General features: G+C 44.3%; 15 protein-coding genes and 2 tRNA genes. 9 read left to right on the top strand and 8 right to left on the bottom strand.

The annotated features are described in order from the left end of the window. Positions 1 to 201: 201 nt before the first annotated feature. From betT to QO187_RS11165, 5 genes are all read right to left on the bottom strand, one after another. On the bottom strand, positions 202 to 2,247 hold the full coding sequence (gene betT / locus QO187_RS11185) for a choline BCCT transporter BetT (RefSeq protein WP_102093698.1): 2,046 nt from the start codon (positions 2,245 to 2,247) through the stop codon (positions 202 to 204). A gap of 277 nt (positions 2,248 to 2,524) precedes the next feature. Continuing rightward, positions 2,525 to 4,225: a choline dehydrogenase gene (betA, locus tag QO187_RS11180; RefSeq protein ID WP_102093696.1), complete on the bottom strand. Its 1,701-nt coding sequence runs from the start codon at positions 4,223 to 4,225 to the stop codon at positions 2,525 to 2,527. Between the two features lie 118 nt (positions 4,226 to 4,343). Further along, a complete protein-coding gene (gene betB / locus QO187_RS11175; RefSeq protein WP_102093695.1) occupies positions 4,344 to 5,846 on the bottom strand; it encodes a betaine-aldehyde dehydrogenase in 1,503 nt (500 codons plus the stop codon). Positions 5,847 to 5,998: 152 nt separating this feature from the next. Continuing rightward, positions 5,999 to 6,565 (bottom strand): TetR/AcrR family transcriptional regulator, encoded by a 567-nt coding sequence (locus QO187_RS11170; RefSeq protein ID WP_228153195.1) that lies wholly within the window; start codon positions 6,563 to 6,565, stop codon positions 5,999 to 6,001. A gap of 1 nt (position 6,566) precedes the next feature. Further along, positions 6,567 to 6,911 (bottom strand): multidrug efflux SMR transporter, encoded by a 345-nt coding sequence (locus tag QO187_RS11165; RefSeq protein WP_102093691.1) that lies wholly within the window; start codon positions 6,909 to 6,911, stop codon positions 6,567 to 6,569. 487 nt (positions 6,912 to 7,398) lie between these two features. Between QO187_RS11165 and QO187_RS11160 the strand changes: the two genes are divergently transcribed. The 3 genes from QO187_RS11160 (at position 7,399) to QO187_RS11150 (ending at position 9,030) form a co-directional block, all read left to right on the top strand. Continuing rightward, positions 7,399 to 7,474, top strand: a tRNA-Asn gene (locus QO187_RS11160). A gap of 190 nt (positions 7,475 to 7,664) precedes the next feature. Next, on the top strand, positions 7,665 to 7,994 hold the full coding sequence (locus QO187_RS11155; RefSeq protein WP_057761113.1) for a hypothetical protein: 330 nt from the start codon (positions 7,665 to 7,667) through the stop codon (positions 7,992 to 7,994). Between the two features lie 304 nt (positions 7,995 to 8,298). Continuing rightward, positions 8,299 to 9,030 (top strand): hypothetical protein, encoded by a 732-nt coding sequence (locus QO187_RS11150; protein WP_102093690.1) that lies wholly within the window; start codon positions 8,299 to 8,301, stop codon positions 9,028 to 9,030. Positions 9,031 to 9,133: 103 nt separating this feature from the next. Here QO187_RS11150 and QO187_RS11145 read toward each other — a convergent pair. From QO187_RS11145 to QO187_RS11135, 3 genes are all read right to left on the bottom strand, one after another. Further along, positions 9,134 to 9,224 (bottom strand) — tRNA-Ser (locus QO187_RS11145). Between the two features lie 92 nt (positions 9,225 to 9,316). Further along, complete coding sequence (locus tag QO187_RS11140) at positions 9,317 to 10,465, bottom strand: type I glyceraldehyde-3-phosphate dehydrogenase (protein WP_371548404.1); 1,149 nt, start codon at positions 10,463 to 10,465, stop codon at positions 9,317 to 9,319. A gap of 159 nt (positions 10,466 to 10,624) precedes the next feature. Next, complete coding sequence (locus tag QO187_RS11135; RefSeq protein WP_371548385.1) at positions 10,625 to 12,562, bottom strand: AAA family ATPase; 1,938 nt, start codon at positions 12,560 to 12,562, stop codon at positions 10,625 to 10,627. Positions 12,563 to 13,069: 507 nt separating this feature from the next. Here QO187_RS11135 and QO187_RS11130 point away from each other — a divergent pair. The 6 genes from QO187_RS11130 (at position 13,070) to QO187_RS11105 (ending at position 20,466) form a co-directional block, all read left to right on the top strand. Next, positions 13,070 to 14,596: an aldehyde dehydrogenase family protein gene (locus QO187_RS11130; protein ID WP_371548383.1), complete on the top strand. Its 1,527-nt coding sequence runs from the start codon at positions 13,070 to 13,072 to the stop codon at positions 14,594 to 14,596. Positions 14,597 to 14,832: 236 nt separating this feature from the next. Continuing rightward, positions 14,833 to 15,861: an alcohol dehydrogenase AdhP gene (gene adhP / locus QO187_RS11125; RefSeq protein ID WP_185156614.1), complete on the top strand. Its 1,029-nt coding sequence runs from the start codon at positions 14,833 to 14,835 to the stop codon at positions 15,859 to 15,861. Between the two features lie 200 nt (positions 15,862 to 16,061). Further along, positions 16,062 to 16,388, top strand: a complete 327-nt coding sequence (locus tag QO187_RS11120; RefSeq protein WP_102093683.1) for a DUF779 domain-containing protein — start codon at positions 16,062 to 16,064, stop codon at positions 16,386 to 16,388. A gap of 190 nt (positions 16,389 to 16,578) precedes the next feature. Next, positions 16,579 to 17,184: a GMC family oxidoreductase gene (locus QO187_RS11115; RefSeq protein ID WP_228153194.1), complete on the top strand. Its 606-nt coding sequence runs from the start codon at positions 16,579 to 16,581 to the stop codon at positions 17,182 to 17,184. 459 nt (positions 17,185 to 17,643) lie between these two features. Continuing rightward, entirely contained in the window at positions 17,644 to 19,284 is a 1,641-nt protein-coding gene (locus tag QO187_RS11110) for an ABC transporter substrate-binding protein (protein WP_102093682.1), read from the top strand. 195 nt (positions 19,285 to 19,479) lie between these two features. Next, the gene (locus QO187_RS11105; RefSeq protein ID WP_371548380.1) at positions 19,480 to 20,466 is read left to right on the top strand and encodes an ABC transporter permease; all 987 of its coding nucleotides are present in this window, start codon (positions 19,480 to 19,482) and stop codon (positions 20,464 to 20,466) included. Positions 20,467 to 20,517: the final 51 nt, after the last annotated feature.

Raw genomic sequence — 20,517 nt, 5'->3', positions numbered from 1 at the left:
TCCGCTTGTTTGATGGATTTTACCTTATATTGGCTATATGTTATCTCTAGCTTGTTCTACTTCCCATTTACCTTATTTGCCACAAAAAAACCCCATAAGCGGTAGTCAACTTATGGGGTCATTACTTATAAAAATTTCTTATAAAGACGGTCACTTATCGGCTATCGTACATATAGATTGATAGCGCGATAGTCTAGGCCATTAACGCTCTAGATGCAGATACTGCAAATGACGCTCGTACTGATTTAAGATATCGACCAATACCTGCTCTTTGGTATAACCGACCAAGTCATACTCTTGCGAGCCTTCACTTAAGAACACCTCAGCACGATAATAATGCTCTGCCTGCTTGTTTGATGTATTCAATGTAAAGTTAGGACGTTCAGCTTTGATCAAGTTAACTTCATAAACAAAGTCATCTTCATCACCATGACCGACGCGCAGTTTTAGACCGTCGACCTGACCACTGTCTTGGCCCATGCCTGCATCGATATCTTCACCGATACTGGCAAGATTATGCGCATCTAAAGAGGTTTTGAGACCGCCTGCTTTGAACTCTTTTTCGACCTCAGTCATCGCTGGCATCACCACCGTTTTTAAGAACTTTTCGACTTGCGCGTGACCTGGGAAGCTCACAATACGCTGCAAACGTGCTCTCCAGCCTTTACCGCTGTCGAGCACATTGGCAGTACCAATCGTGCTGGCTTTGCGCTTATTGCCTTCTTCTTTCAGTGACTTCCACATGGACATCATGTAGAGCACCAGAATCAAAGAGAACGGCAAACCTGCAATGACCGAAACCGATTGTAATGAGGCAAAACCGCCCGCAAACAATAATCCTAGTGTGATAAGACCTGTTGCCGCCGCCCAAAACAAACGCAACCAAACCGGTGCATCCGTGTCATTAGTCATGCCTCTTGAGCTTAGGTTGGCAAGTACCAACGCGCCCGAGTCCGCAGAGGTGACAAAGAACACCAGACCAATGATCACACCTGCAAATGACAGCACTTCGCTATAGGGGAAATATTCAAATAGCGCAAACATGCCCATGGCGGCATCATTGACGGCAGTTTCACCAAGCGCCGTTGCGCCATTGGCGACCAGATCTATCGCAGTGTTACCAAAGATAGAGAACCATGCAAAAATAAAGCCCAATGGAATGAACATCACGCCAAAGACAAATTCACGTAGCGTACGGCCACGGCTGATACGCGCGATAAATAGACCAACAAACGGTGCCCAAGCTACCCACCATGCCCAGAAAAATATCGTCCAACCTGATTTCCAGTCGGCACCGGCAGTACCGTCATAGGCATAAACATCAAAGGTTTTATAAATAATGGTTTGGAAATATTGACCAATATTTTGCGTAAAGGTGTTTAATAAATAGACTGTATTACCCATCACGAGGATGGCAAGCAATAGCAATATTGACGACAACATATTGAATTCAGACAGACGACGTACGCCTTTTTCAACACCTGTCATTGCAGAGACAGCGGCAGCGACGACCACACCGACAATGATCAGCGCCTGAACCATCTTGCTAGATTCAATACCAAAGACATGGGTCAAGCCAGCATTGGCTTGTAGCACCCCAATACCCAAACTGGTCGCAATACCCATCAACGTACAGACAACACCGAAAGTATCAATTCCATCACCTAGCCAGCCTTTGATCAGGCGTTCACCAAATATTGGCGTGAGCGGTGAGCGTAGCGCAAGTGGCATGTTTTTGCGGTAAGCAAAGTAAGCCAGTGCCATACCAATCAGCGCATAAATACCCCAGCCATGCAGACCCCAATGCAAAAAAGTCTGAGCAAGCGCTTGACGCATGGCCTCGGCGCTCGCAGGCTCTAGGCCAGTATGCGGCGTTAAATAATGCATCAATGGCTCTGATGCCCCAAAAAATAGCAGATCAATACCGATACCCGCTGAAAACAGCATGGCTGCCCACGCTAAAAACGGAAACTGCGCTTTTTCGTGGTCTTGACCCAGCTTAATATCGCCATATTTAGAAAAACCAACGAACAAAGCAAAGATACTATAAGCGGCAACCACCAACATATAGTACCAGCCAAACTTATCTGATACCCAAGCCATGCTTGAACTCAGTAAGGTCTCACTATAATCTGGAAAAGCAATGGTCCAGATTATCAATAAAATAGAAATAATAGCCGAACCTAAAAACACAGTTTTATTTAGGCTCAACGGTTTCGTCACATCTTGTGATGGCGAACTGTACATAAAAGACCTCAAATAGGTAAATTAAACAGTGTCCGATATTGCTTTGTCCGGCATAGTATTATGACTTTTGACCACATAACTTATACTTAACCGCATGACGCACAAAGCAGTACCAATGAATAAAAGCGAATAAAATGATAAATAGCACCTATATATGACATACATTGCGCTCATATATTGACGCTGATAAAAAAGGCCTTTACGTTGAAAGGCCATTATTTTGGAGTTATCTGATATCGTTCTTTATTTAGCAGCATATTTTATGCTGACTTGTCATTTACACCGTTGGGAGATAATCGCGCATTGGCTCAGCGCGTAGCGGCGCTCCATTGGCCACATAATAATCTGCCGTAGAGCGCGGCAATTGTACGCCTTTCATTTTATCAACGATTTTTTCGGCCAGCATGATGGTGGTGGCGTTGAGATTACCACTAATGATATTTGGCATGATAGAGGCATCGACGACTCGCAAGCCATCAATACCATGTACCAGACCTTCGCCGTTTACCACCGAATCATTATCTTCACCCATCGCACAGGTACAAGATGGATGATAAGCCGTCTCACTATGATTGCGTACGTATTCATCTAATTGGGCGTCGGTGACCAAATCATCGGTCGGTGCAATCGCACGACCACGATAAGGGTCCAGTGCTGGCTGATGCATGATTTCACGCGTGATACGCATTGCAGCACGGAACTCTTGCCAGTCTTGATCATGCGACATGTAGTTAAACAAGATACTTGGATGTGCTTTCGGATCACGTGATTTTAGCTTGACGCGGCCACGGCTTGGTGAGCGCAGCGAGCCAACGTGTGCTTGGAAGCTATGTGATTTCACAGCACTACGGCCATCATAGCGTACAGCTAGTGGCAAGAAGTGATACTGAATATTTGGATGGGTAAACTTCTCATCCGTACGGATAAAACCGCCGCCTTCGAATTGGTTAGACGCACCAAGACCTGTGCCATTGAATAACCATTCTGCACCAATCGCAGGCTTATTCCACCATTTATTGGCAGGCGCGATTGACACTGGCAGTTTGCATTCATACTGCATATATAGCTCTAAATGGTCCTGTAAGTTATTACCGACACCTGGCAGATCCAATATTTCAGTCACGCCAGCATCTTTTAGCCACTGGCCAGGACCGATACCTGAACGCTGTAGCAGTTGCGGTGAGGCAATCGCACCAGATGAGACAATCACTTCACGAGCGGCATGGAAATTTTTGGTCTGGCCTTCGTGTTCGACTTTGACACCGACAGCGCGCTTGCCGTCAAATAAAATCACATCAGTCAATGCACCCGTCAAAATCGTAATATTGCTACGTGGTTTGGCACGATCAAGATAGCCGCGAGCTGTTGATGCACGGCGACCGTTAGGCGTCACGAATCGATCCATCGGACCAAACCCTTCTTGCTGATAGCCGTTTAGATCTTCGGTACGTGGATAGCCAGCTTGTACACCCGCTTCAATCATAGCTTGGAACAGTGGATTAACCCCTGGCTTTGAGGTGGTCATTTCAACAGGACCGCCCACGCCGTGATAGTCATTTTCGCCAGCGTCACAGTTTTCTAGCTTTTTGAAGTACGGCAGGCAATCCGAATACGTCCAGTCTGATAGGCCTTTTATCTTAGACCAGTCATCAAAATCTAGCGCATTACCACGGATGTAGCACATACCGTTAATCAGTGATGAACCACCTAGCCCTTTACCGCGGCCACAGTCCATGACACGGTTATTCATATATGGCTCAGGATCTGTCTTATAACCCCAGTTATAAGTCGTCCCTTGTAGCGGCATAGCAAGCGCAGCTGGCATTTGGGTACGGAAGTCAAAACGATAATCTGGACGACCTGCTTCTAACAGCAGTACTTTAATACTGGCATCTTCGGTCAGACGCGTGGCCAGCACATTTCCTGCTGAGCCTGCTCCAACAATAATATAGTCATGCTCAGGTGTGGTTGATGTCATAACATACTCCATAATATTGAAAAAACATAAATCGTTTAGGGTCAGTAAGGTGTCCTAAAAAGGCTAAATAAAAGCTAATAAGAAACCTTACTGGCTTCGTTTTTCTCAATAAGATTGATTAAAAGACAGATTCAAACGCACCCAACTCTACTTGGATAGATTTGGTCTGAGTATAGTGTTCGAGCGCTTCGATACCGTTTTCGCGGCCGATACCAGAATGCTTATAGCCGCCTACTGGCATTTGTGCTGCCGACTCGCCCCACGTATTCAACCAGCAGATGCCAGCTTCGATCTGAGCGATGACTCGATGCGCGCGTTTTAAATCTGCAGTCACAACCCCAGCTGCCAAGCCGTAATCGGTATCATTGGCACGGCGAATAACTTCTTCTTCGGTCTCGTAAGTCAATATCGACATCACTGGGCCAAAGATTTCTTCGCGTACGATAGTCATATCGTCCGTGCAATCAGTGAATACTGTCGGTGCGACAAATGCGCCGTTGGCAAGCTCATTCGTTGTAACGCGCTCGCCACCTGTTAGCAGACGTGCGCCGCCTTTTTTACCTTGTTCGATATAGCCAAGCACGCGCTCCATATGCGGGAAGCTAACCAGTGGACCCATATTGATGTTCTCATCCATAGGGTCGCCTAGTTTAATACGCTCAACACGGGTTAGGATGGCTTTCTCAAACTTCGCTTGTAACGCTTTCGGGACAAATACGCGTGTGCCATTGGTACATACCTGACCAGTACTGTAGAAGTTGGCCATCATAGCGATGTCAGCAGCGGTATCGATATCTGCGTCATCAAATATGATCAATGGCGATTTACCACCAAGCTCTAAGGTTACGTCTTTTAGAGATGAGCTTGCCGCGCTCGACATGACTTTTTTACCAGTTGGTACGCCACCTGTGAACGATACTTTTGCGATATCTGGGTGTTCAGTTAGCGCCTGACCCACTTCATAGTTACCTTGTACGACGTTAAACACACCATCTGGCAATCCAGCTTCTGTCAATATTTCTGCCAGTTTTAGTGCTGTCAATGGTGTCACTTCTGATGGCTTAAAAATCATCGCATTACCAGCAGCTAGTGCAGGCGCCGCTTTCCACATCGCGATTTGAATAGGATAATTCCATGCGCCAATACCTGCGACCACGCCTAGTGGCTCACGGCGAGTGTATACAAAACTAGTATCACGTAATGGAATCTGACGACCCTCAATCATCGGTGCCAGCCCTGCATAGTATTCAACGACATCAGCACCAGTGACGATATCGACGTACTTCGTCTCAGAGTAGGCTTTACCTGTGTCTTTGGTCTCAAGTAGTGCCAACATATCATTGCGATCGCGCAATATCTCAACAGCCTTTGATAAAATGCGACCACGCTCGACCGCTGTCATCGCCGCCCAAACTTTTTGACCTTTATGTGCAGCTTTTACGGCCTCATCAATCTGCTCATTGCTGGTTTGCTGAATCGTTGCCAAGACTTCACCAGTGGCTGGATTGATATCTTCAAAAGTCGTCAGCGACTCATCTACCGCTAGATAGCGCCCGTTGATATAGGCTGTTTGCACTTGGTCTAAATCGATAATATCTGTCAAATTGTTAATATCAGTCATAAATTCTCCTTAGGACGATTGGCAAAAGTAGCTATATAAAGATACTCAGGCCGAATAGTGTCGTCGTTAGTTAAGTTGCGAAATTTAGTCTTTAAGAAATTTAGTCTTTAAATAGTAAAATAAAAATTATTTTATAAATCAGCATCGTTTTATTAGTCAAAGTCTTGTTGCGTCATTTTTATCAGGCGATCACGTAATGATTGTTTGTCTGCGATATCGATACCTGAAAAGTCTGAGAGCCAAATACCGTCAGCGACAAGGCGAACCATACATAATGTTTCAGTATTATCCGTTGCCGCATGTTTTTTGAGTTGCTCATTTGCCCATTTAGCCCACAACTCACGCAGCTCACTATCACCTAGCATCAGCACATATAAGGTTGCTTGATTATCGTATTCTTCCTGCCCTTGCTCGCCGAGACTGATGGTGGCGTCTATGTAAGCGCGGGTAAATGAACCGTACTTAACAGGATCGTCAGCCATTGCTGCGTTTACTTCTGCCTCAAACTTAGCCATTGCATCATTGAAGACTTCTAGCACGAGTGCGTTTTTGGTAGAAAAATGATGCATCACACCACCCTTTGTCACCCCAACCGCATCAGCGACCGCCTGAAAAGTCACTTTAGATAAGCCCTGCTCCAATGTGATACGTGCTGCTTGATCTAACAACGCACGACGAATGACTTCTGGCTGTTTTTTACGCTTATAAGCATTTTCCATATCAATGCACCACAGAATTAGACAATAAGTTCATCACAACAACACCGCCGACGATCATCGCGATACCGACCACTGCTGCTGTATCAAGATTTTGCTTGAATAGCACCACACCAGCAAGTGATGTCAGTACGATTCCGAGTCCGCCCCACAGCGCGTACGCAATACCTAGCGGTATGGTCTTAAGCGTCTGAGCCATTAGATAAAATGAAACCGCATAGAGCGCGCCCATCATCAAAGTTGGCACCAAACGGGTGAACTGCTCTGACTTCATCAAAAAAGTAGTGCCGATCACTTCACAAATGATGGCAATGGCTAAGTAACCATAAGCAATAGTAGTAGGACTCATCTTTAGAACACCCGCTTTCGTTCAACGCATGCTATGAAAAAACATAGCAAAGAAACCACATGGTCGGTATTTTATAGAAATCTACTGCCAATGTGAAGGGCTGTCTTGCAACTTTATTGTGTCAAACGGTATCGCACCACCCTTGTATTCAAAAACACAAAGCCTTAAATCCAGTTTTACTTTGCCGAATCTACGTCTGGTTCTATATTCTTATCGTTTGTCCTATGTGCCATATGAAATTTTCTGAAAATAATTTTTATTTCTAAAGCACATTTATCGTCATTTTCTATTGAGTTCTATCTTGAAATAGCCTATCTGATAAGGGATTGGCGTTAATTTTCAATAATTGCGATAATATTTATAATTAAACGCATAATAAGGTTGACAGCCTGTAGTGACTTGGCTAAAATGTGCCCCACATAACGCAAACAAGCTAATTAACTGCTTTAATATAAAGCATCAATAACTTGCTGTTATGACCAGCTATTCTCCAATAGCTCAGTTGGTAGAGCAACGGACTGTTAATCCGTGTGTCCCTGGTTCGAGCCCAGGTTGGAGAGCCATATACTAAAAACCTTCATCATAATTTGATGGAGGTTTTTTTATTGCTGCGTCTTTTATATTTACTTCTAATAATATTAGCACGGCTGTGGTGTTCTTTTAGACATTTTTGTTGTATGGTAAGATTAGTTTTGATTGGGTTCGTTTTTGTTTGAGTGCTTCGCTCTTACTCACTAAAAGTAATGGTTTATTATGATACCTGTACGTATAAAAAATAAGTTTTCTGATCATCCGCAAAAAATCATGCGCCCGATTAGTATTCGTTTGTCTGAAGAAATGATTGGCCTATTAGAAACGACGTCATCAGACTTGGGCTTTAAGCGCATTCAAGGGCTTATTCGTCTTTATATTCGTCAGGGCTTGGATCGTGACCATCAGGATTATACGCTTGCCCATGATGAAGTATTCATCGAAACGCTACGTAAACGCGGCGTTAGCCAACATATTATTGATGAAGCGATTGTAGTAACGCATAATAACAACATCACTCATCCGCTATCTGAGTTGCAAGACAACGATTAAACAATTAATAGTATCATTGCTAAATCGCATTGAAATAAAAAAGACCAAGTTTGCTAACGCGAGCTTGGTCTTTTTTGTGGCTGTTATAAAAGTCTAAGCATTACTGATATTTCTCTAACTCTCCTCTTGTTATGCCCTTCTTACATTTAATCTACAGTAAGTATGTTTTTAAGTACTCTGCGATATTTGCGGTTTTAGTTAGCCATAACTAAACACAACAGAGGTTTAAACAAGGTATATTAAACATATAGTCGCGACTATTTATAAGGTTTCAACATAATAAAGATCTGCAAGGAGGGGTACGATGACGGGCTTACATCAGCGTTTCAACAAAACTTTGTTTTCAACCATGACGGTAGCAATACTAGTGATTGCGACTGGCTGCTCATCGCCGCAGACTGATCCAAGTAAAACAACCATACCGACAGATTCAGACCAATGGCAAAAAAAGCTAGGACAAACTTTTGAGCAACTGTCTGAGGCTGATCAACAAGTACTCAGCCGATATATGCTACGTATGAAATTGAGCGATGCCTATGAATCAGGAGCCATGCCGCGCACCACTATCAAGCAGGCGCTAATACAACAGCGTGAATACGAGCGTCTGCATCCAAACAACCCAACGGGCAAGAAAAGCCCTATTGTCAAAGGTCAGGCAGCTCATGCTACCGCACAGATGTACCCTGTCGCCCTATTACCTGTGAAAACCAGTGATAGCGATAGCTTAAATCAAGTCAAAATGCAGTTTATGCTATCCAATCATGGCAAAGGCGCGATAAAAAGCTTTAAAGGGACGCTGACCATGAAGGATGCCAACCTGACAAAGGGCAAAAACTTTAATGTGCCTTTGACAACGTTTGATCCACCTATCGCACCAGAGCAGTCTGGCAAAATTATTATTGAAAGCAGCATTGAGGATATCAATGTCATGCGCGCTATCAAAAATGCTAGTGGCATCACTATCGAAATTAATAAAGGTACACTTACCTTAGCAGACGATCAGACAATCGAATTTGAAAACTCACTGGTGAAGTAGCTGTATAACCTACTGTTGAGGATTTTATAGAAGGTACTAATTAATACTTTATTAATACCATAAAAAAAGCCCCAATCATTGCTGATTGGGGCTTTTTCGAATTTGGCGGAGACGGAGAGATTCGAACTCTCGAAGGGCTATTAACCCTTGTCGGTTTTCAAGACCGGTGCATTCAACCGCTCTGCCACGTCTCCATTGGTGCATCATTATATAGATATCATTTTATAATGCAAGCCCCTAAACTAAAAAAATTCAATTAATTTTAGAATACTTATAAATTGATGCATTATCGCTTGCTTGAGGCCAGATGTAAGCACATATCGAGCAACCTATTGGCATAGCCCCATTCGTTGTCATACCATGCAAAAACCTTATATTGACCGCCTACTTGCATAAGCTGCTGACCATCAATGATAAGCGACTCAGTCTGGTGAATAAAATCACTAGATACCAGTGGCTCATCGGTATAAGCCATGATGTCATGCAAATGCGCCTGACTGGCAGATTTAAGTATCTCTCGCACTGTCTCAACATCAACATCTGGCGTATCAAATACAAAGGTGACATCAATCGCAGCCACATCGATAGTGGGCACCCGTATCGAATGACCGTTTATTTTGCCGACCATAGCAGGTAGCACCCGTTCTGTCGCAGCGATACTACTGGATGTCGTTGGGATAATATTGTAGCCAGAAGCACGCGCCCGTCTGGGGTCTCGATGCGCTTGATCGAGCACCGTCTGATCGGCGGTAACCGCATGAATTTCTGTCATCATAGCGGACTTGACGCCGAACGCTTTATCCAATGTGTCAATCAGCGGCACCAGTGCCTGCGTGGTACAAGAAACGCTGGAGATAATCGGTAAATCAAGCGTGAGCGCATCTGTATTGACCCCCATAACGATACAAGCATCCACATCATCGAATGGTGCTGCACCAATGATTACTTGCTGTGCGCCTGCATGGATGTGTAGCGTCGCTTGCTCATACGAGCGAAAATGCCCAGTACACTCTAAAACCACATCGACCCCTAGCGACTGCCAAGGTAGGTTTTGTGGATTGGGCTCTGAGAGCATATTAATGCAATAGGTCAGATTGTTTTTGGTGAGACAGAGCTCAGTCTTGCTCATATCACCTGACTCACTCTCTACAATCTCAGCATTGACCCCTAATCGACTGAGGCGGCCATGTGTGCTGTCAAACTTCAATAAATGCAATAAGATATCCGCTGGCGCTAAATCATTAATTGCCACTACATGAATCGCACGGCCCAACACTTCAAAGCGCTCTAACAAAGCACGAAGTACATTGCGCCCTATACGACCAAAACCATTGATAGCCACTCTCAATGGCTGTGAGTGCTCACCAGTGGTACGATACGTCGCCGCTATCGGGTCAGAGGTCAATTGATAAGTAGCGCTCGAAAAATCAGGCATAACATCGGACATAAAGGGTATCGCTATAAATGGGGGTAAAAACTGAGCGTTATCACGTTGAGTGCGCTAATGATTGCTGAATACTAAAAAATAGTAAAATTAAAGCCTATAAAAATAAAGGTAACAAAGTTATAGGCAATAAAATTATAGGCAGCAAAACTATGGGGTGATAAAAATCAATGCGAGGCGAATGGTATTGTAGTCAATGCTTTGCTTGAGATGATCATATATCGGACGCAGCTTGATGCTACCGTCATCATTGAAGTCATTTGGATTATTGGCGACTTTAATGGCGACATAGGCATTACCTACGGCTGTCATCACCTCATCATCTGGACGCAGATGATCGCAGGCAAGACTCGGATCTTGTGATTTTAGCTCACCGATATGGCGCATGATGGTCGATTGTGACAATTGACGTGCTTCTGAAATCTCCGCAATGGTTAAACTCTCCTCCAATAACACTCGGGTTGCACGCAAGGTGCTTTCTGACTTATCAGAGACCTGATTGCCCTGTTTTTGCTTTTTATCTATTTGCGCTTGCTGCTGTTCGCGGCGCTTTTTTTGCAGCGCGGCATAGGCATCAATCACGGATTGACTGAGCGTACCACCTGACTTTAAGACAAACTTCTCATGTGCCTGCTGCATGCTTTCTTCATCGAGCATGGCATAGTTGGCATCAGCTTCGTCAGACAGCACCAAAAATCGCTTGTCTGCGCCGCGTGCTAATGGATCAAGTTGCAAGCTCATGTCATTCATACCCAGCAGCTGCAATCCTGCCAGCGACTTGAGGCGTGATAATGCCACATAGCCTTGTCCCAACTCAAAAGTACGCGACAAGTCAATTTCAGCCGCATCGAGGGTCATGCCCTGGGATTTATGGATGGTAATCGCCCATGCCAGACAGAGCGGCACTTGTAAGTAACTTGCCAACACGTCACCCGTTTCATCTTCGATAATCCACTCTTCAGGCTCAGCGATAACTTCTCGTCCTGAATTAAGCCGCACGACAGGCATTTTCTGGGTCGTTGGTTTCTTTGACTTTGGTTTTTCTTTGTCTTTTTTAGCAGCGGACTTCTTACCTTTTGCCGTTTTTTCGCCAGCAGCATCCTCATCAACGTCATCGCTGCTATCGTCTTCGATTAACGCGTCATTACTGTCTTTATCATCTATTTTTACAGCAGCAAAACCAATCAACTCGCCCATCGTCCCGTTAGAGACACCAAGCTCGGCATTGTTTTTGATAAACATTACCTTGGCGCCGACTTTAAGAATCAGCTCGTCTTGGGTACGCACGGTCTTTTTTAGCGTCTCAACCAGCTTGCTATCGCCTGTCGCCGTCGCCTCAAAACGCATCATCTCTCCATCTAGAGACGCCAGCTCTTTGTCATTGATTTTATTGACATTGAGATTGTGGGTATACAGACGGGTACGCTTAATATCGACGCTTTGGTCATACGTCGCTTCTAAAGCGGCAATCGCCTCAAAGGTCACTTCCTGACGACGAATTTGATTAAGAATATCGTCTAAATCGAGACCGCCATTGGCTGCATCGCTGACTTGACGATGCTGCTCAGACAAGTAGCAAATATGGAATTTGGCATCGAGCCACGCCTCAGACATAAAGGCGAATTTTTCACGATTCGTCTCACCTTTACTGCCAATTGGTGGTAACTGAAAAAAGTCTCCTGCGACTACGACCTGAATACCACCAAACGCTTTGTCATTTTTGCGAATATGCTTGAGGACTTGGCTGACTAAGTTAAGCTGCTTGGCATGTAGCATCGATATCTCATCGATGACCAGTACAGCCGTGTCTTTTAGTCTGTCTGCTAAGAACTGCTTGCGTGATAAATTTGTCAAATCTCGATCAGACAGCTCATCCTTGATACCAATACCCGACCAACTATGAATCGTTGTGCCGTTCATGTGTGTGGCAGCAATACCGGTACTGGCAGTCACCGCAACAGGCACACGGCGAGCGCGTAGATAATCAATATATTGATTGAGCGTATAGGTCTTACCTGAGCCTGCTGAGCCCGTTAAAAAGACATTTTGACCTGTTTTTAAGATATCGAGAGCAGAAGATTGACGCATAGATTCAAACCAGCCAGTAATGTGAAAAAAGAGAATAATAAAACCATCATCATAATGGAAAAAAACGCAACATTTGCCTAAAATCACCTAAAATTTGCGGGCTGTGCAACCTTGAGGTATCGACAATAAAATAAACAATTGTCAATAGAATATAGATAAAAAATGCTTTATTTTCTATAAATGCAAAAAATCAATAGCTTATCTTTTAATTTTGTCCGTAAAGTATCTGCTTTGATCATAAATACCAAGCCTATGCATTCTAGGCTTTACAGCAATAAAATCATGGCCATTAAAGCAAACTTCCTGTTATGTGTTAACTCATCAGTCATTATAAAATTTTAGTATGATTATCAGCAGAAGCCGAGTAGTATGGAACGTGTACAGAGAGCAATTGATGTTAATCAATCACAACATCAACTGATATTGTTTTACGATAACAGATATTAGGATAGATAAAATTGCGCCTGTATTATCCGATAAAACAAACAACACAACAAGGAGTGTTTCATGCTGTATGCAAATCCCAATACGGAAGGTAGCCCTGTTCAGTTCCGCGAAAAATACGATAACTTTATTAATGGTGAGTGGACCGCTCCTATCGATGGAGAGTATTTTGATAACACAAGCCCCATCGATGGTAAAACTATTTGCCAAGTCGCCCGCTCAAAAGAAGCCGATATTGAAAAAGCACTAGATGCCGCACATGCTGCCAAAGATGCATGGGGCAAGACCAGTGTTACTGAACGTGCCAACTTGTTACTCAAAATTGCTGACAGCATGGAAGCCAACCTAGAAGCGATTGCGATTGCCGAATGTTACGAAAACGGCAAACCTGTTCGTGAGACACTCGCAGCCGACATCCCTCTAGCCATTGATCACTTCCGTTATTTTGCCAGCGCCATTCGCGCACAAGAAGGCGGTATCAGTCAGATTGACGAAGACACTGTGGCTTATCATTTTCATGAGCCACTTGGTGTCGTCGGTCAAATCATTCCTTGGAACTTTCCTATCCTAATGGCCGTTTGGAAGCTAGCACCTGCCCTTGCTGCTGGTAACTGTGTCGTTCTAAAGCCAGCCGAACAAACGCCAGTTTCTATTCTGTTCATGTTAGAGACCATCGGTATCGCTGACATTTTGCCAAAGGGCGTGCTAAACGTCGTCAATGGCTTTGGTGTCGAAGCGGGTAAACCACTTGCCTCAAACCCTCGTATCAATAAAGTTGCCTTCACTGGTGAGACTACCACTGGCCGCCTCATTATGCAGTACGCGAGCGAAAACATCATTCCAGTGACGTTAGAGCTTGGTGGCAAAAGCCCTAACATCTTCTTTGCCGATGTTATGGATGAGGACGATGACTTCTTGGACAAAGCGGTCGAAGGTCTAGTGATGTTTGCACTGAACCAAGGTGAAATCTGCACCTGTCCATCGCGGGCACTCGTTCATGAGAGCATCTATGATGAGTTTATCAAACGCTGTATCGCCCGTGTCGAGGCCATCAAAATGGGCAACCCACTCGATACCGACACCATGATTGGCGCGCAAGCCAGCTCAGACCAACTAGAGAAAATTTTATCTTATCTCGACATCGGTAAAAAAGAAGGCGCAAAAGTGCTCGTCGGCGGAGAGCAAGCTAAGCACGATGGCGACTTGAAAGACGGTTACTACGTCAAGCCAACGATCTTTGAGGGCACCAACGACATGCGCGTGTTCCAAGAAGAGATCTTTGGACCTGTCCTTGCCGTGACTACTTTTAAAGACGATGACGAAGCCATGCAGATTGCCAATGACACCTTGTATGGTTTAGGCGCTGGTGTATGGACCCGTAGTGTACACAAGGCATATCGCTTCGGACGTGGTATCCAAGCAGGCCGCGTATGGACCAACTGCTATCATATTTATCCATCACATTCGGCGTTCGGTGGTTACAAACAATCTGGTATCGGACGTGAAAACCATTTAATGATGCTCGACCACTATCAGCAAACCAAAAACATGCTGGTGTCGTACAGTCAGAAAAAAATGGGCTTCTTCTAAACCATCATTGCTAATCATGGAGCGGGTTATCACAAGTGTTACATAGCCCGCTCGCTACAACGATCTAAATAAAAAACTGAGACGAATTTTTATATCCTCTAATGCGCTTAGGTGCACAGCAGGAAAAATTTGTAGCAGTCTTGCGTTCAAAATAAGGTGTTTGCATATTTTGAATGCAATATCGCAACAACTTTTTATATCAACATTTATCAATCACCCATAAAAGAGAGCTTATTATGACTAACAAAATGAAAGCCGCTGTATTACATGAGTTCGGTCAAGACTTAAAAATCGAAGAAGTCGACATTCCAACCGCAGGTGCTGGGCAAATAGTTGTCAAAATGCACGCCTCAGGCGTCTGTCATACTGATTTACATGCAGTTGAGGGGGACTGGCCTGTTAAGCCAAGCCCGCCATTTATCCCAGGTCATGAAGGTGTTGGCGTGATCACGGCGGTCGGTGACGGCGTAACTCATGTCAAAGCAGGTGATCGCGTTGGTGTGCCATGGCTATACTCTGCTTGTGGTCACTGTACGCATTGCTTGGGTGGCTGGGAAACCTTATGTAAAAAGCAAGAAAACTCTGGTTACTCAGTGAACGGTAGCTTTGCAGAATACGTCCTTGCAGATGCCAACTATGTTGGCATTATTCCTGAGAGTGTCGACTCCATTGAGATTGCCCCTGTTTTATGTGCGGGCGTCACGGTATATAAAGGTCTTAAAATGACCGACACCAAGCCAGGCGACTGGGTTGTTATTTCAGGTATCGGCGGCCTTGGTCACATGGCTGTACAATATGCCATTGCCATGGGGCTCAATGTTGCTGCTGTTGATATTGATGACGAAAAACTTGAATTCGCCAAAAAGCTGGGGGCAACAGTGACGGTAAATGCCAAAAATACAGACCCAGGCGAGTTGCTACAAGAAGAGATCGGTGGCGCTCATGGCGTGTTAGTCACTGCAGTATCATCAAAAGCTTTTGATCAAGCCTTAAGCATGTTACGTCGCGGTGGTACTTTAGTATGTAACGGACTCCCCACTGGCGACTTCCCGGTGTCAATCTTTGATACTGTACTCAATGGTATCACCATACGCGGCTCTATCGTTGGCACACGTCTTGACTTACAAGAGTCGCTAGATATGGCAGCGGCTGGCAAAGTCAAAGCGACCGTCAAAGCTGAGCCGTTAGAGAACATCAATGATATTTTTGAGCGGATGCGTAATGGCAAAATCGAAGGTCGTATCGTCATCGACTATAATCAATAACGGATAGTAAAATGACAGTGTTATAAGCTTATTACGTAGTTATTCCAACTGTCAATTATCAGCCGAAGGTCGTATCTTTTTAGTCATATGCCAGTTGTGATGTGTCTGAAGATGATGCGACCTTTTTGATTTGACTGTGGCATACTGATACTAGAGAGCAATTATATAAACCATGGATGGGCCATAAGAAGGAGTACGATATGAAACTGGCAGCAACAGAATCTTGTGAAGCGTTAATTGAGCTACTAAAGTCCAAGCACGGTGAGCTGATGTTTCATCAATCAGGTGGCTGCTGTGACGGTAGCTCGCCCATGTGCTATCCATTAGGAGAGTTTAAGGTAGGCGGTCAGGATGTGTTGGTTGGCGAGCTTGCTGGCTGTCCATTTTATATGGGCAAGGCACAGTACAATTTATGGCAGCATACCGATCTCACTATTGATGTCGTCAATGGTCGCGGTGCGAGTTTTTCGTTAGAAATCCCTGAAGGCAAACGCTTTATCGTACGCTCAGAAATCTGTGCGATATAAGCACGTTTGACGCAAAGCTAGGTAGCATTAATCTTACCTAATGTACCGAATATAACAGTCTTCGCTTGTCCTACGATATTGACGCAAACAGATACCGCAGAGTCATTTTTATTTTATTATTTCAGCAGAATAATAGTTACTGTAAAGCGTACCCTATTTTAATTAGCATGGATGCTATAAGGAATATAAAATGGAATTTGACATATTAGTAGAAATGGGTGCCTTCTTTAGTGTGAGTGATGCACCAAAAGAGTGGCCGAATACCCAGTTGCATTTCGTCATCTCACGCGTGATCGAGCATGGCCGCGATCTAAGACGTGGATTTGCTGTTTCTTGTCAAAGTTGCTACTTACGACCTGAGAGTCGCGGTACGGTGAGACTGGAATCAGCTGATCCCTCTGCTGCCGTCTTGATCGATCCAAACTATCTGTCGCATCCAAAAGATGTAGAGTATATGGTTGCCGGTGCCGAGCGTACTCGCGCCATCATGCAAGAGTCTGCACTCGCTAAGTACATTACTGAAGACTACCCTGCCCCTTACCTCGAAAAAGACGGCATGCTCGGCTATATCAGAAATAAGTCAGATACCATCTATCACCCAGTAGGCACTTGCCGCATGGGCTCAGATGACAGCTCTGTGGTTGATTTGGAATTAAAGGTACGAGGTGTGAGTGGATTGCGAGTTATCGACGCTTCAGTGATGCCAACGCTTATTAGCGCCAATACCAATGCGCCAACTATCATGATTGCCGAAAAAATAGCCGATCTCATTAAGGCAATTCATAGCCCTGTTTAGTGCTGCGTTGGACAAACGGATTATAGCTGAGTACCTCAAAGAGACATGGCTTTATTATTTCTAATTGTTTACATCTAGTAAAATTGTAACTAATTAGTAATCTAAAAATATGCCTCTTTGCTATTTAGAATGAATAAACAAAAAACAATATAATCTAGTATTTAATGTCTTATTGATGCTAAACACGGTAAAACCGTGCATTTTTTATCAAAACTAGTCTATTTATCGCTTGCATTACCACAGATTAAGAGAGTATATTCGAACGACTTGTTTATATTTTTAGTTTCCATCTATATAATTTAAAGTTATGACAAGCTTTAATATGTTTTATTTTGTATATAAGAAACATTATATAGATAGATGCTTTAGAGGTCACTAAACGCTCTTTTATCGTATTTATGCTCGAGCACGAACATATGGATACATGAGTACCTACCTACCATTACATAGGATGTAATAATGCAAAAATCACTCTTCAAACTTACGATGTTGGCGACGTTTGTCTTAGGTATCAGCGCCTGTAGTGGAGACAACAAAACTACCGATGATTCTGCTGCTAGCTCAGATGCCAAAGCCGCCAAAACATTGCTCTATTGCTCAGAAGGTAGCCCTGCTGGATTCGATCCAGCGCAATATACTTCAGGTACGGATTTTGATGCGAGTGCCTTCCCTATCTATAATGGCTTGGTAGAATTTAAAAGAGCAGAGACTGAGATTCAGCCAGGACTTGCTGAAAGTTGGGATATTAGCGAAGACGGCAAGACTTATACCTTTAATCTACGCAAAGGGGTTAAATTCGGTACAACTGACTACTTTACTCCAACTCGCGATTTCAACGCGGATGACATTGTCTTCACGCTAGAACGTATCACTGACCCAGACTTTGAATTTAACAAAGCTTATCCTGCTGAATTCCCATATTCAGTCGGCATGGGACTACCTGATATTATCTCTAATATCGAAAAAGTTGACGACTATACGGTAAAAATCACTCTTGGCGAAACCAATGCGCCGTTTCTACAGAACCTAGCGATGCCTTTTGCTTATATTGGTTCTGCTGAGTACGCAGATCAATTGCTAGCCTCTGGCAATGCTGCTGATATCAATACTAAGCCAGTCGGTACTGGACCTTTCGTCTTTACCTCATATCAAAAAGACGCGCAAATTCGTTATACCAAAAACCCAGATTATTGGAACAAAGACGACATCTATATCGACAACCTAGTGTTTGTCATCACTAAAGACTCAGCAGTCCGTGCCCAAAAAGTGCAAGCTGGCGAATGTCATGTGTCCGCTTATCCAAAACCTGCCGAAATCGAATCTGTCAAAAAATCAGGTAAGGCCACTGTTCTCGATCAGCCTGGCTTCAACGTCGGCTATGTCGGTTATAACGTAGAAAAACCTCAACTGAGCGAGCTTAAAGTGCGTCAAGCATTAGATATGGCGATCAACAAAGACGCTATTATTAACGCGGTTTATCAGAGCGAAGGCCTCAAGGCAACCAACCCAATGCCGCCAACGCAGTGGGGCTATGACGAGTCACTTAAAGACGCGCCTTACGACGTCGAAAAGGCAAAATCACTAATCAAAGAAGCTGGCGCAGATAACCTTTCTATCAATCTATGGTATATGCCAGTTCAGCGTCCGTACAACCCAAATGCCAAGCTAATGGCTGAAATGCTACAAGCAGATTGGGCGAAGATTGGCGTCGATACCAAGCTTGTGACTTATGAGTGGGGCGAGTACCTAAAACGCGCTGCTAAAGGCGAGCCTGATGTCATTCTAGCCGGCTGGACTGGCGACAATGGTGATCCAGACAACTGGCTTGGCTCATTACTGTCTTGTGACGCAGTCGGTGGCAATAACTACTCGCGCTGGTGTAACAAAGACTTCGATAATTTGGTGACCAATGCCCGTCAGATTAACAATCAAGATGAGCGTGTCAGTGAATATGAACAAGCTCAGCAAATATTCAAAGAGCAGCTTCCTTGGACAACAATGGCACACTCGGTAGTGACCGTATTCACCGCACCAAACGTTGTCGATTATAAAATCAGCCCACTTGGCTCAATACGCTTTGATGGTGTAAAAGTTGAATAACCTTGACTGATTAATTCCGTTACGACATAAGCAACTTATTCATTTTATTCATTCATATAAGTGCGGCTGGGTCAGATACTCTGCTCCAGCCGAGTTTATATAAATGATATGAACAATATGAATTAAGCGCTTTGTCACGGATCTCTTCATCATCGCTAATACTCTAATCATTGAACCACAACTATTGAGCAGCCCATGCTACTTTATATTCTGCGTCGTATTGCCATTTTAATACCCGTCTATCTTGGCCTAACGCTATCGACTTTTACTCTGATTCGTCTCGTACCTGGAGATGCGGTAGAGATTATGATGGGCGAGCGTATGGTCGATCCCGAGCTACATGCTCGTGCCCTAGAAAGGCTAGGATTAGACAAACCACTCGTTGCCCAGTATTGGGATTATTTGACTGGCATCTTAACGGGTGATTTCGGTCAGTCCTTTCGTACTCGTACGCCCGTACTACAAGACTTCTTTGCTCACTTTGTTCCTACTTTAGAGTTGGCGTTATGCGCTATTGTCATCGCTAGTGTTATTGGTGTTAGCTTAGGCATCTTTGCTGCCCTGCGCCGTGGTACATGGATTGATTACACCCTAATGTCAGGCGCGTTGGCAGGATACTCTATGCCCATCTATTTATTGGGCCCTATCCTGACTGGTATCTTCGCTCATTATTTAGGTCTTCTACCTGTCGCTGGGGTGATATCTGTCGCACAGTTTTTAGATGTGCAGCCACTGTATGGGTCATGGTTACTCGGCTCACTAAGCTCAGGAGAACCTGGCGCGTTTTGGAACGTGGTCAAACACTTTATATTGCCCTCTATCGCCTTATCGACCATTCCGTTAGCGATGATTGCGCGGATGACACGCTCTGCGATGCTAGAGGTTTTAGATGAAGATTATGTGCGTACAGCGCGAGCCAAAGGCTTATCTCCACGCCGAGTAATACTGGTCCACGTAATGCGTAATGCCTTGATTACTGTGGTTACAGTCGTTGGCTTGCAGATGGCGACATTGCTCGCAGGCGCCATTATTACCGAGACTATCTTTAGTTGGCCAGGCGTTGGTAATTGGCTACTCGATGGGTTTTTCACTCGTGACTACCCTATTGTACAAAACGGTATTTTATTGGTCGCCACCGCTCTGATTTTGGTTAGTTTACCCCACTCTCAACTTCGAAAGTGATTGAAAAAAGAAGAGCACCTCACTAATCTATTGTTTTCGACCAAGAATACA

This window comes from Psychrobacter sp. Arc9 (genome assembly GCF_041431295.1).
Classification (GTDB): domain Bacteria; phylum Pseudomonadota; class Gammaproteobacteria; order Pseudomonadales; family Moraxellaceae; genus Psychrobacter.
This window is presented reverse-complemented; position numbering and strand designations above follow the sequence as displayed.